Here is a 14243-nt window from a genome sequence, read left to right on the forward strand (position 1 = left end):
ACCCGATCATCAATCATGGCGAAAGGGCTTTGCGCGATCCGCTGAGAGACCATACGCATGGAAGAATATGGCGGCTGACCTATAAGCATAAAAAATTATTGACGCCGGTTGATCTTACCAGGCTCTCCATGGAACAGTTGCTCGACCAGCTAAAGGTATACGAAGACAGGCACAGGTACACAACCAGAACACAGCTTAGACAACTGCCGGCTGAGACCGTTATCCCCGCTCTGGAAAAATGGGTTGCCGGTCTTAACAGCAACGATAAAGAATATGAGCAACACAAGCTGGAAGCCTTATGGGTACACCAGCAATTCAACATTCCGGATGAAAAATTGCTGAATGAATTATTGAACAGCAAGGATCCTTATATAAGAACTGCGGCTACAAGAGTTTTATTTTACTGGAGGGATGATATAAAAGATGCGGAAAATAAGTTGATCGGCTTATCACAGGACAGCTCGGCCAAGGTGAGATTACAGGCTATTATATCCCTGAGCCACTATAATTCGGAAAATGCATTAAACGCCTTGCTGGCAACAACAACACTGCCGGTTGATTATTATATTGACTATGCATTAAAAGAGTCGTTCAGGCATTTGGAACCTGTATGGATGGCCACGTTTAAAAAAGATAAAAACTTTTTGGCCAACGAGCCCCAAAAAGCCCGTTACCTGTTGGGCTCGCTTTCCAACAAAAAAGAATTAAAGGTACCCGGCTTCATTACCGATGATCCGCAATGGGCGAAATATGGCTACAAAGCCCTTACAGAAAACGATTATAATGAATTAAAAGATGTAAAGGCGGTAAATGATTTCAGGGAAAACATGCAAACACCCGTTGAAGAAACAAAACCGGCGCCTGTTTCCATTCCCGGGAAAACAGTGCTTCGTTTAACCGCGGTACCTGCCAGGATGGCTTTTGATAAAACATCCATCACGGTTAAAGCAGGCGCCGAAGTTGCGCTTATTTTTGAAAATGCAGACGGGATGCCGCACAATGTTGTAATTATAAAGCCGGGCAGTTCCGAAAAAGTAGGTAAGGCAGCAGAAGCCATGGCAGCACAAAAAGACGGATACGAAAAAAGCTTTGTACCCCAAATGCCCGAAGTGCTTTTTGCTACGCCACTGGTGAACGGCGGTAAAAATTTCCGGCTCGATTTTACAGTGCCTGATAAACCGGGCGATTATCCTTTCATTTGCTCTTTTCCGGGCCACTGGCAAACCATGAAAGGGGTGATAAAAGTGGTGAAATAAGCAAAAAGCAGGTTTTTTTAACCGCGTGTATCTTACCTTGATCCTCATAAACCATTTGAAATGCGATACAATAATTTTTCGCGGCGTGTTTTCCTGCGCAGATGCACCGGATACGGCACTGCTTTATGGGGAAGTGGTTTTTTGTTGGTGGGCTGCGGAACCGGAGAACAAAAAGGAAAAACAGATAAAAAAGAAAAACCGGTTGCGCCGGCCGACCCCTGTAATAACTTTGAAGGGGTGAGCGCCGACGAGCTGGAAAAACGCAGGAAATTGGGTTATGCAGATCAATCGCAGGTGCCGGAAGCTTCCTGCAGCAACTGTGGATTGTATATACCATTTACTGATGTGGATGCAGCACAATGCGGTAAATGTTTGCTGTTCAAAGGCCCGGTGCGTGCCGAAGGGCATTGCCTGCAATATGTGCCAAAAACATCATGATCTGATAAAAAAGATTGCGCTTCATTTCATTTGCGCTTTTTGCCTTAATTTCGACCTTCCAAATACATCTTAAACTTAAATTTCATACATAGTATGGCTGAAGTTATTAAAATGCCGAGGATGAGCGATACCATGACGGAAGGGGTGATCGTGGAATGGCATAAAAAAGTGGGCGAAAAAGTAAAGCCCGGCGACCTGCTGGCAGAAGTAGAAACCGATAAAGCTACTATGGAACTGGAAAGCTATAACGAAGGTACCCTATTATATATCGGCGTTGAAAAAGGCAAAAGCGTAAAAGTGGAAGAAGTAATTGCCGTCATCGGCAGGGAGGGTGAAGATTATAAGGCTGCCCTGGGTGACGCCTCAACGGGGGCATCTGAAAAAGAAGAGCCCAAACCCGACGAAAAGGATGCCGCTTCCAACGGTGCTCCAAAAGCGGAAGCTCCCAAAAAAGAAGCTCCTGCCGTAACACCTGAGCAGTTGGGCGTTACCGTTATACGGATGCCTTTACTGAGCGACACCATGACTGAAGGTAAAATTGTGAAATGGAACAAAAAAGTAGGCGACAAGGTAAAAAGTGATGACAACCTTGCCGACGTGGAGACCGATAAAGCCACTATGGAAGTAGTGGGCTATACGGACGGCACTTTATTGTACATCGGTACACCCGAAGGGGAAGCCGCAAAAGTAAATGATGTAATTGCCATTATTGGTAAGGAGGGAACAGATGTGAGCGCACTGGTAGATTCCTTAAACAGTGCGCAGGATGCACAACCTGCGCCTGAGCCTTCCGTCAAAGAAGAAAAGCCCGCATCCGCTGCTGCCGCACAACCTGCGGAAGAAGCTCCGGCATCTGATGGGAACGGAAGGATCAAAGCCTCGCCTTTGGCCAAAAAAATTGCAAAGGATAAAGGAGTTGATCTGAAGTTAGTACAGGGTTCGGGTGATGGCGGAAGGATCATCAAAAAAGACATTGACAACTATACACCCGCCGCTGCTAAGGCGGCCACAGCTCCTGCTGCCGGCGCCGTTGCTGCATTCACTGCCGCACCCGGTACAGAAGGATATACAGACGTTAGTCTTAGCCAGATGCGTAAGGTAATTGCCCGCCGCCTGAGCGAAAGTAAATTTGGCGCACCGCATTTTTACCTTACCATGGAAATTGTGATGGACAATGCGATGGCTGCCCGGATCCGGATGAATGAAGTGAGCCCTGTTAAAATAAGCTTTAACGACATGGTGGTAAAAGCTGCGGCGATGGCTTTACGTCAGCACCCTGCGGTAAACAGCAGCTGGATGAATGAAAGCATCCGCCAGTGGCACCATATTCATGTAGGCATAGCCGTGGCCATTGAAGACGGACTGATCGTGCCTGTAATACGCTTTGCCGACCAGAAATCGCTGAGCCAGATCGCTGCCGAAAGCAAAGAGCTGAGCGGGAAAGCACGCAATAAGAAGCTTCAGCCCAACGAGTTCAGCGGTAACACATTTACCATTTCCAACCTGGGCATGATGGATATTGATGAATTTACCGCCATCATCAATCCGCCCGACAGCGCTATAATGGCCGTGGGACGGATAAAAGAAACCGTGGTGAAAAAAGGCGATGGGTTTGGTGTAAGCAATATCATGAAAATAACATTGAGCTGCGATCACCGGAGCGTGGATGGCGCAATGGGCGCTGCGTTTTTGCAGACCTTTAAAAAATACCTCGAAAACCCGGTGACAATGCTGGTGTAGAGGGGTTTGAAATTAGAGATTCCCCTGCTGTCAGGCAGGTTTGAAGCCATGTAATGGGAAAGGTTGTGTGCAACTTTCTAAGCCATTTAAAGTTTATGGTAAAAATATTTACGACGCTCCTCTCATTGGTAATGCTGAATGTTTTACAAGCACAATCAATCAGCGGAACAATCACCAACCCTATTAGAGACTATATTGTTTTTAAGTGCTCTGATAAATATGGAATAGACTCGAAAACAGATACCGTGAAGTTGGGAAAGAATGGCTCATTCACGTATTCAATGGCATTTAATTCGCCTGTCATCAATGGAACTATAGAAATAGCCCCTAAACGCAATATTCCGATATGGCTTACAGACAATATATCTTTGGCGATCAACTTCAGGGATTCTTCCTTTGTGCCAAATTTCTCTGGTGAGTTGGCAAAGATTAACCAATATCTCCAGGAAGAAAGTCCGTACGAAATAAGTATATTCAACGCATACAAGCAAACGAACCCAAACTTTGCCGACTATGCCTCCTCACGGCCTGATGAGTATTTTCAAATTATAGATTCAATGACAAGTGACCAACTTTTGTTTTTGAAGCAATCATTCCATAACAGGCAAAATAAGTATGAAAAGAAGTTTATTACACAAAGAAAAAAATACCTGATCTTCAAAAATCTTTCTTTTAAAATTTCTTATGATAATCCACCCTTAGAAAAGCTGATTTACTATCAAAAAAATTTCAGCGCTACCAGCCCAACTTCTTTTACTTACTCTGATATAATAGGCTTTAATGACCCTACCCTTTTAAATCCATACTTCCTTCGTTTCAGCAGAATGTTCTTTATGGAGCTTGTATTCAGATATCAGAAAACAAGTAAAATAAAATTATCAAAAGAGGCTTTTTATGAGAAATTTTTTTCGGAGGTTAATGCATTATCAAAGAATAAGATTTGTAATGCAGTGCTCAAAGCTTCATTTATAAAAGATGAAGTAAGTTTTATGTCTTTAAATCAAAGTGCTACGTATAGCAGATTCATTGATTCTTTACTTTCTTATTCGCAAATAAAAGCAGAAGCTCAATTTATCGAAGGCATGTTTCAGAGAAAGTTAAATGATCTCTATGCTATGAGAAGTGGTGAGGATGCCCCCACCTGTAGTTTGACGGATCCTACTGGTAATGTCGTTAAGTTAGAAGACTTCAAAAGTAAACTAATTTATATTGACGTTTGGGCAACCTGGTGCAAGCCCTGTATTGAATCAATTCCCCACTGGAATAGGTTGGTTGAACAGTATAAAAGCAATAAGGATGTTGTTTTCATTACCGTCTCCACAGATAAAATGGAAGACAAAGAAAAATGGTTACAGGCGTTGAACAAGTACAAATTTAAAGGATTACATTTCATATCCGCAGGTGGACTAGAGAGTGAGTTTGCAAAAAAATTTCTTATTTTCAGTTATCCTACGAATATTTTGATTGATAAAGAGGGGCATATTATTCAAATTAAAGCGAAAGACCCCAAGACGGTTGATTTATCTCGTTATTTACAGTAACAATGCGTACATTGGAGTCTATGCAAGTGGGGCACGACGTCAAATCATCAGCTTTATGCCAGTATTGGCTTTAGTTCCAACGTAACGAATAACAGTCAACAATCGAATAAACAATGAACTTTAATTTATATATTGAGCAACAGTTCTGGGCAAACGGAATATTATTTCCTCACCAGCACAAAGCCCTGTTTGGTAAACGCAACAGTAGAATTGTTTTATGAAATATATTCATCACTATAATTGTACACTGATTTGAAAAAGATAATTGTTCTCCTGGCAGCAGCGCTTTTAAGCGCTAACATATTTGCGCAAAAAGCCGTATCCATTTTTAACGGCAAAGACCTCACCGGCTGGACCATCCATGGTACCGAAAAATGGTATGTGGAAAAGGGAGAACTGATCTGTGAAAGCGGCCCCGATAAGGCCTACGGTTACCTGTCTACCGATAAAAATTACAAGAATTTTGATCTTACCCTGCAGTTCAGGCAGGAAGCGGAAGGGAACAGCGGTATATTTTTCCGCTCTTCCATTGACGGTGTTAAGATCAGCGGCTGGCAGGCCGAAGTAGCGCCTCCGGGCAGCAATACCGGCGGTATATATGAATCGTACGGTCGCGGCTGGCTGATCAGGCCCGAGGCAGAGAAGGATAAATTTCTTAAGTACGGCAAATGGAATACCTATCGTTTAAAGGTAGTGGGCGACGAAGTAACCACCTGGGTAAATGGTCATGAGATGATCCATCTGAAAGACGAAAAAATTGGTAAAGGCGAAGGCTTTATTGCCCTGCAGATACATGACGGCGGCGGCATAAAAGTAAGGTGGAAGAATATTAAGATCAAAGAGCTGTAAGGTTAGTGAGGGGTGAGTAGTCAATGGTGAGAGGTGAAACGTGAGAGGTGAGGCATTCACAATTCACTACTCACTATTCACTACTCACTACTCACTGCTCCCCACCCTGATCCCCAATCCCGGCTCCGCCGTTGGCGTTACTTTCCCGAAATCATACTGCAACCCTTCAGCTGTATCTTCTTCCAGCAGCAGCGGGCCGTCGGCATCCATATAATCAACCTGCGGCGACAAATGAACGATGGCTGCAGTGCCCACTGTGCTTTCATTCATGCAGCCCAGCATGATCTTCATGCCCAACCGCCGGGCTTCACTGATCATGCGCAATGCAGGTGTAACACCACTGCACTTGGTGAGCTTGATATTGATGCCGTGAAAATACCCGCTGCATTTTTTTACATCTGCTTCAGCTACGCAGCTCTCATCGGCAAAAAGGGGTAGCGGCGACCGCTCGTATAATATTTTCATGCCTTCCCAATTGTCTTTGGCAAGCGGCTGCTCCACCAGCTCCACGTTCAGTTGCTGCAAAACAGGTAATATTTCCAAAGCTTCTTCCACGGTCCACCCGGCATTGGCATCCACCCTGAATATGACACCGGAATGCTTGCGCAGGGCTTCCATAATAGCGATATCTTCTTTGGTACCCAGTTTTATTTTGTACACCGGCCACGGCTTTTCCTGCATTTTTCCGATCATTTTTTCAATGGTATCAATGCCAATGGTATAGTCTGTTAATGGCGCACCCGCAATGTTGGTATGCCATAACTCGTAAAGGGGCTGTTTCTTTAATTTACCGTAGATGTCCCAAGCGGCTATATCCAATGCCGCCACCAGGAAAGGATTGCCGGGAAAAAGATGGTGCAGGTAATGCCAGTAACGGTCGGGATGCGTAAAAGAGAATTTTTCAATGAACGGCTTTTTCCGCTCTATATCTTCTATCATTTTTTCAACCGGTATATTATAATAAGTTATTGCCGGCGCTTCTCCATAGCCTTTAATACCATTGAAATCCAATTCAACCAGTAAAGACGGCTGATGCGTTTTTGTTCCTTTGGAAATGGTAAAAGGATACCTGAATTTTAAATTGTTATATTGGTATTTTATTTTGATAGCCATCGAGTAGAAGTTTATGGTTTATGAGCTCAAAGCTCAGTATGAAATATTGAACCACGGAGGCACAGCGGCACAAAGACACACAGGGAAATTATGCTTTATCATTTTAAACCCGTCATCCTGCCCTGCCGCTTGAATGTATATAACTGATCAGCTCATTGTTGAAATCTTTTTCTTTCAAAAGCTGTTCTAAGGTAATATGCATCCGGTAGCGCCAGTAGTGCCGGGGGATGGCAGGAATGTTGATCCTTTCTTTTGCCGGGTTTTTCCTCCGCAGCTTTCCATCGATACCCATCAGGTCCTGCAACAAAAAAATGCTCCACATGGCCGGCGAATATAAATGCTGTATAACAATGGCTTTATTGATCCATGGCTCGCAATAATACGGAGCCGGCCCGGGGTGCAGCATTTCATTGTTGAAAAAATGCTGCGTTTTTTCCCTGTTCTCTTCCCACCAGGCACGGATGGTGCTCATATCGTGTGTGGAAGGAGTGATGACAGACATATAGGGAGCATTGGCAGGGTTAAAGAATTCCATCCCGGCCTGCTTGGGCATCCTTTGGATCTCAAGGCTTAATATGCCCAGTTGCCGCATAATTTCAGGTACGCAATGCGGTACCATACCAAGATCCTCACCGCAAACCAGCATATTGGTTGACCTTTTTAGGGCAGGCAGTTTATACATGGCATGCGTTGCCCAGGTTTCGTCCTGCCTGTGGAAGAAATAATCGGTATACAATGCTCCCAATTGCTGCCGCAGGCGGTCATCAAGATGCCCGAAGGAGCTTGTATTTTCAATGTCTATCCTGAAATGAAATTGCTGCCGCTGCGATCCTTCTTCTTCAAAAAGAATGACATTGGAAATAAGGTCATACAATACAGACTGGAGCAATATATTTTCTTCATTTATTTCCAATCCCGCAAAATAGGTTTCTACCTTACGCTGGGTTGAAAAAGATGCTTTGAGATCATAAGAGCCATCTCCGTTCAATTCTAAGAAATCTTTGATCAGGTTCCTGTTGTCTCCCAGCAACTCATACAATACCGCATCGGTAATATACGGTTCACAAAAGCGCCTGTGATCAAAATATATCCCTCTCTTTGAAAAAATTTCCATGTCAAGCGGAATAGCGGGAACAAAATGCCCCATTACTCCTTCTACCGCATGCGCAGGGATGCTCCATATCCTGAAAAAGCCAAGCACATGATCTATACGGAAAGCATCAAAATAATTGCTCATCTGCTTAAAGCGCCTGTGCCACCATTCATACCCGTCCTGCCTCATGCGTTCCCAGTTGTAGGTAGGAAATCCCCAGTTCTGACCTTTTACGGCGAAGTCATCAGGCGGAGCGCCTGCCTGCATATCCATATGGAACAGTTCCGGTTCCATCCAGGCGTCGCAACTGTAACGGTTTACGCCAATGGGTATATCCCCTTTCACAATTATCCCGTTCGCATGTGCGTAATCGGTAGCCGCTTTGAGCTGCGTATGCAGGTGAAATTGTACAAAATAATATATGCCCACTTCGTCAAAATGCTTTTGATCAGTACCGGTCAATTTTGCTATGGCTTTCTTATCATAGCTGCTGTACTGCTTCCACGCTGTATATTTTGATGTGCTGTATTTGTCGCGCAGGCAACTGTATGCGGCATAAGGAACCAGCCAGTGCCGGTTGGCCTCCCAAAATTGCAGGTAAGCTTCATCTTTAAAGAAAGATTCCTTCTGCGCCTGGTACAGTTGTCTGATGATCTTCCATTTATAGCGCATCACCTCTTCATAATCTACTTCTTCAAGGTTGTTCAACTGCTTCCTTTTTTTGCCCAGTGATTTTACGATCTTCTCATCTTCCTTCCTGGCCATGCCTTCCACGTTCACGTACAAAGGATGCAGGGCAAATGCAGAAATAGCATTGTACGGATAGGAGTCTTTCCAGGTATGCGTGTCCGTTGTGTCATTTACAGGCAGCAACTGTATGAGCCGGAAGCCTGTTTTTTTAGCCCAGTCAACCAGCAGCTTAATATCAGCGAATTCCCCCGTGCCCAGGCTTTTGGCGCTGCGCAAGCTGAACACCGGGATGGCCATGCCTGCGCCCCGCCAGGTAGTATTCATAAAATGCACAAACCCGTTGTGCAGTATGGTAAGCTTGTTATTGCCCGTGTTGCTATGCAGCAGGCGGTTGTCGCCGTCTTCATACCGTATAAACTGCCTGTGTTTTTTATTATAAACAGCATACTTATAGGCAACAGGAAATGTATCTGCAGGAAGACTGATCTTCGCTGTCCACCAGTTGCTTTCCAGGCTCATCCATACCGGACGCGCGGTATTCCATTCTCCCAGCAGCGCAATGCTGCCCAGCAAACAGATCACCTCATCTTCCTGAAGCAGAGGCGCTTTTACTTTAAAAATATGTGTGCAACCCCTGTAAGGCAGGGGTTTTACCGGCGGGCTGGCGGGGGGCAGCAATACTTCCCTGAATGGTGCGGTAAAAAAAACATTGTCGTACTGCCCGGCAAAATTCCATGTATCCTGCAGGTGAATTTCGGTGGCGTCAATCTCCCTGATATCTATCAGCTTGCCATCGTTCCATTCTTCGGTGATCCTGCCGCTTTTATCTTTAAAAAGGTATTTGTATTGGATCTGAGGAGGCAGACCTGCAGGATCTGCATGCAGCTCCAGGTCGTAGCTCCAGTATTCTTCGTTCATGTAGTTCATGGTAACCGCAGCATCGGGAACCATATCGCCCAGCTGCGGGATATTACCCGAAAGCAGCAGCGACTCCCCGAACCGGGTATGAAAACCTATATAAAAATGGATCTTTCTCATATGTATATTGCCGGGCGGCAATGCTTTTCTTTTAAGCGTCTGTGTAAATGTAATGCGACAAAAATACGGACAGGGTATAAATTTTCCCATTCTTCCTCTAAACAAAGCAAATCCTCTTTATATTTGCCACAAATCAATGATCAGATATGGATACTGTTAACAAGAAATCCCGTGGTCTGTACTGGCTTCTTTTCTTACTTTCCGTAGTTGTTTTTTTCCTGGTGTACGTATTCGCCGGTAATTTCATTACGGTTACCCTCCCCTTCGTTGTTTATTTTTTTGCCAAAGCGCTTGATATCATTTAACAGCGGTCTTTGAAATGACTGCGCATTCATTTTACCAGCAAAAAACCGGATCATATACCGGAGCCGTTCAGTCATTCAAAAGAAAAATAGCGATCTCAGCGCTCCTGCGGCTCCTGGCTTTTACGGCTTTTACTGTATCGGCATATTTCTTTTTTAAACACTGGTCAACCGGTTTGCTGCTGCTTGCCCTGCTGTTGTTTGCCGTATTCCTGTTGCTGGTATGGTATGCTTTAAGATTAAAGGAAGAGAAAGCACTTCTTGAAAAATTATTGCTGATCAACACCAATGAGATGGGCATCCTCAGCAATGAACCCAACCGGCTCGACGATGGAAGCTCTTTCGCCAATGGCAAGGGTTACGCGGAAGATCTTGATATTTTCGGTCCCCGTTCGCTGTTCCATTTGCTTAACCGCTGTACTACAGCGCATGGCAGGGAACATTTGGCAATGCTGTTGCAACAGCCCTTACAAGATCCTGCCGGCATTGCTGCACGGCAGCAGGCTGTTCAGCAACTGTCGGGGCAACATGATAAAAGACAGTTGCTTACCGCTCATGGTTTACTGCATGCTGAAGCGGAAGGCAACCTGCACAGCATTGCGGAGTGGCTGCAACCGGCAACCGACCTGCACAAAAAGAAATGGCTGCAGGTAGTGCGGTGGGTGTTGCCTTTATACACTATCCCCTCTTTTTTGTACTATATCGCCACCGGCAATATATTGTATGTAGCGGCAGGAGTAGCAGCGATATGGCTCATAACAGCCTTTTACGCAAAATATATACACCGTCAGCACCAGCTCATCAGCAAAAAGCAATCCATACTCGAACAGTATGCCGGCATTTTAAAAACCTTTGTAACCGTTGAAACCGGTTCATCGCCTGTATTGAAGCAACTACAGCAAACGGCAGGCAATGCCCACAGCGCCATAGCCGCGCTGGCCAAGCTTTCCTCGTTTTTTGACCAGCGCCTGAACCTGCTGGTGAACATTTTTCTGAACAGCCTTGCCATGTATGATATGCAATGCATACTGGCACTGGAGCGTTGGAAAGACCAGCATAAGGACAATTTTGCTCAGTGGCTGCATACGGTTGGCGACATAGAATGCCTGAATGCGCTGGCATGCTTTGCATTCAATAACCCGCATTTTACTTATCCGAAGGTTGAGCAAAACAACACTTTGTATGTTAAGGCTGAGCAAATGGCCCATCCGCTTATCCCTGCCGCCGAATGCGTAGCCAATGATTTCGAGTCCGGGAAAAGCAACAGGCTTTTACTGGTTACCGGCTCCAATATGTCGGGCAAAACCACTTTTTTAAGAACCCTGGGCATTAACCTTATTCTTGCCCAGAGCGGCGCTCCTGTTTGTGCTGCAGCTTTTATATTTACACCCATGGAGATACTGACTTCCATAAGGGTGAATGATTCCCTGCAGGAGCATACCTCTTATTTTATGGCGGAGCTGAAGCGCCTGCAGCAGATCATACTGCGGTTGCAGCAAAACAAACCCGCGCTGGTGCTGATTGATGAAATACTGCGGGGCACCAATTCGGACGACAAAAGCCACGGGTCTGAACAGTTCATTAAACAACTGCTGCAATACAACTGCATAACCCTCTTTGCCACACACGACCTTACATTAGCCACACTGGAAAACGAATATAAAGGCGTGATCAGCAATTACTGCTTTGAAAGCACTATACAAAACAACACACTGCATTTCGATTATAAGTTACAGCCCGGTGTGGCCAAAAATAAGAACGCTTCTTTTTTAATGAAGAAGATGGGGATCGTTGGGGGAGAGAGGGGTGAATGGTGAAAAGTGAGAGGTGAGAGGTGAGAAAGATGTCGTTTCACATCTCACATTTATCGTTTCACGAAGGGAGGAGCGGGTGAAAGGTGTGAGGCGTGAGGTGAATAGCGTTTCCGTTTGACATTTGTCGTTTCACGGGGAGAGCGAGCGCAGGAAAGTGAGAAGTGAGATAGCGTTTCACATCTCACATTTATCGTTTCACGAAGGGAGGAGCGGGTGAAGGGTGAAAGGTGAATGCAATCAATAAATCATTTGTTCATTGTTAGTATGCTGATGAATGCTGATGGCTGAAAGCTAATAGCTGATAGCAAAAAATTAATTAACGTTGCGGTATGAAACTTTACTCAATCAACACCGGCTATTTTAAACTGGATGGCGGCGCTATGTTTGGCGTTGTGCCCAAAAGCATCTGGAATAAGCTCAACCCTGCCGATGAGAACAATCTCTGCACCTGGGCTATGCGCTCCCTGCTCATTGAAGACGGTAACCGCCTTATACTTGTGGATACGGGCATAGGAAACAAGCAGGATGCAAAATTCTTTGGTCACTATTATTTGCACGGCGATGACACGCTCGACAGATCGCTTGCCCGGTACGGCTTTCATCGTCATGATATTACGGATGTGCTGCTCACCCATCTGCATTTTGATCATGTGGGCGGCGCCATTGTAATTGAAAAAAACAAGATGGTGCCTGCGTTTAAGAACGCCACTTACTGGAGCAATGAACGGCACTGGCAATGGGCTACCAAACCCAACGACAGGGAGAAGGCTTCTTTCCTGAGAGAAAACATACAACCCATACAGGACAGCGGTAAGCTGAAATTCATAGAAGTAAAAGAAGATATCGCATTTTCAAACAATGTAACCATCCGCTTTGTGAATGGTCATACCCACGCCATGATGCTGCCGCAGATCAATGATTACAAAGGCAGAACCCTGGTATATGTAGCCGACCTGTTGCCTTCGGTGGGACATATACCCATACCTTACGTTATGGCTTACGATATGTTCCCGCTGACCACACTCCAGGAAAAGAAAGCATTTCTGCAGGAAGCACTTCAAAACAACTTCATCCTCTTTTTTGAGCACGACCCTGTAAACGAGTGCTGTACGCTGCACATGACGGAAAGGGGAATAAGAATGAAGGACACGTTTAAGCTGGAGGGATGAGGGGGGTGTGAAGTGAATTGTGAATTGTGAATAGTGAGAAGTGAGATAGCGTTTCACGGGGAAGAGTGGGAAACCGGATCATATCTTTCTTATCTTCAACTACCGAATGTATACCCATGTATAAGTGGTTCTTATTTCTTCTGCCCTTTTCGGCGTTTGCGCAACAGCCGGCATATGATATACTCATCCACAACGGTAAAATTATTGATGGCACCGGCAATAGCTGGTATTACGGCGATGTGGCGGTTAGAGACGGGAAGATCGTTAAAGCCGGAAGAGCAATTTTAAACAGCACGGCTTCCGTTGTTATTGATGCCACAGGACTGATTGTGGCGCCGGGTTTTATTGACGTGCATACCCATATTGAAGGCGATGAAGACAAAGACCCTACCGCCGCCAGCTTTATTTACGATGGTGTTACTACTGTTGTTGCGGGCAACTGCGGCGCATCGCATACGGATACAGGAAAATATTTAGCCTGGCTCGATTCGCTGCGGCTGTCTGTTAACGTAGCCACGCTTATTGGTCATAATGATGTACGCAAAACCGTAATGGGGCGCGCCAACCGGGATGCCACCCCTCAGGAAATGCAGCAGATGGAAGCAATGGTGAACAAAGCCATGCAGGACGGCGCGGTGGGTTTATCAACCGGCCTTATTTATATACCCGGTACGTATACCAAAACACCGGAAATAATTGCACTGGCAAAAATAGCTTCAAAATACAGGGGCATATATGCCACGCATATGCGCGATGAGGGCGACAGCGTGGTGAGTGCTATTAATGAAGCCATCACGATCGGCAGGGAAGCAGGTATACCTGTAGAGATATCGCATTTTAAACTGAGCGGACAGCAAAACTGGGGCCGCAGCAGAGAAACGGTACAGATGGTGAAAGCCGCGAGAGCAAACGGCGTGGACGTAACGATTGACCAGTATCCCTATACCGCCAGCAGCACATCCATCAGCACGCTGCTGCCGGATGAAGTATTGTCGGACGGGCAGGACTCCATCAGGGCACGGCTGCAAAATGAAGCCATAAAAAAGGATGTTATTGCGTATATGCTGAAAAGGCTGAAGAAAAGAAAGCTCAAACATTTCAGCTATGCGGTGGTTACCAGCCATAAGGCCGACAGCAGCTATAACGGCAAAAGCATTGAAGCCATCAACCTGATGAAAGGAAGAAAGCACAAAGCAAAAT

11 protein-coding genes are annotated in these 14243 nt (G+C 45.4%); 9 read left to right on the forward strand and 2 right to left on the reverse strand.

Annotated features, from left to right (window positions below; genetic code table 11):
* From PLH26_RS13755 to PLH26_RS13775, 5 genes are all read left to right on the forward strand, one after another.
* Positions 1–1256, forward strand: a 1256-nt coding sequence (locus tag PLH26_RS13755; RefSeq protein ID WP_324586604.1) for a plastocyanin/azurin family copper-binding protein, incomplete at its 5' end; no start/stop codon positions are given.
* Between the two features lie 60 nt (positions 1257–1316).
* Positions 1317–1694 (forward strand): high-potential iron-sulfur protein, encoded by a 378-nt coding sequence (locus tag PLH26_RS13760; protein ID WP_324586605.1) that lies wholly within the window; start codon positions 1317–1319, stop codon positions 1692–1694.
* Between the two features lie 93 nt (positions 1695–1787).
* Positions 1788–3434: a pyruvate dehydrogenase complex dihydrolipoamide acetyltransferase gene (locus tag PLH26_RS13765; protein WP_324586606.1), complete on the forward strand. Its 1647-nt coding sequence runs from the start codon at positions 1788–1790 to the stop codon at positions 3432–3434.
* A gap of 95 nt (positions 3435–3529) precedes the next feature.
* The gene (locus PLH26_RS13770; protein WP_324586607.1) at positions 3530–4975 is read left to right on the forward strand and encodes a TlpA family protein disulfide reductase; all 1446 of its coding nucleotides are present in this window, start codon (positions 3530–3532) and stop codon (positions 4973–4975) included.
* Positions 4976–5227: 252 nt separating this feature from the next.
* Positions 5228–5824, forward strand: a complete 597-nt coding sequence (locus PLH26_RS13775) for a 3-keto-disaccharide hydrolase (RefSeq protein ID WP_324586608.1) — start codon at positions 5228–5230, stop codon at positions 5822–5824.
* A gap of 87 nt (positions 5825–5911) precedes the next feature.
* Here the strand turns inward: PLH26_RS13775 and PLH26_RS13780 are convergent, their stop codons facing one another.
* Both PLH26_RS13780 and PLH26_RS13785 read right to left on the reverse strand, forming a co-directional pair.
* Entirely contained in the window at positions 5912–6937 is a 1026-nt protein-coding gene (locus tag PLH26_RS13780; RefSeq protein ID WP_324586609.1) for a mandelate racemase/muconate lactonizing enzyme family protein, read from the reverse strand.
* 112 nt (positions 6938–7049) lie between these two features.
* On the reverse strand, positions 7050–9758 hold the full coding sequence (locus PLH26_RS13785) for a 4-alpha-glucanotransferase (protein WP_324586610.1): 2709 nt from the start codon (positions 9756–9758) through the stop codon (positions 7050–7052).
* Positions 9759–9904: 146 nt separating this feature from the next.
* Between PLH26_RS13785 and PLH26_RS13790 the strand changes: the two genes are divergently transcribed.
* The 4 genes from PLH26_RS13790 to PLH26_RS13805 form a co-directional block, all read left to right on the forward strand.
* Positions 9905–10063: a hypothetical protein gene (locus PLH26_RS13790; protein WP_324586611.1), complete on the forward strand. Its 159-nt coding sequence runs from the start codon at positions 9905–9907 to the stop codon at positions 10061–10063.
* Positions 10064–10077: 14 nt separating this feature from the next.
* Positions 10078–11877: a MutS-related protein gene (locus PLH26_RS13795; protein ID WP_324586612.1), complete on the forward strand. Its 1800-nt coding sequence runs from the start codon at positions 10078–10080 to the stop codon at positions 11875–11877.
* 326 nt (positions 11878–12203) lie between these two features.
* Complete coding sequence (locus PLH26_RS13800) at positions 12204–13043, forward strand: MBL fold metallo-hydrolase (RefSeq protein ID WP_324586613.1); 840 nt, start codon at positions 12204–12206, stop codon at positions 13041–13043.
* 116 nt (positions 13044–13159) lie between these two features.
* Positions 13160–14243: N-acyl-D-amino-acid deacylase family protein (locus tag PLH26_RS13805; RefSeq protein WP_324586614.1), on the forward strand; the 1084-nt coding region annotated here is incomplete at its 3' end.

Origin of the sequence: Agriterribacter sp., assembly GCF_035444585.1 — a bacterium.
Taxonomy (GTDB): domain Bacteria; phylum Bacteroidota; class Bacteroidia; order Chitinophagales; family Chitinophagaceae; genus Agriterribacter.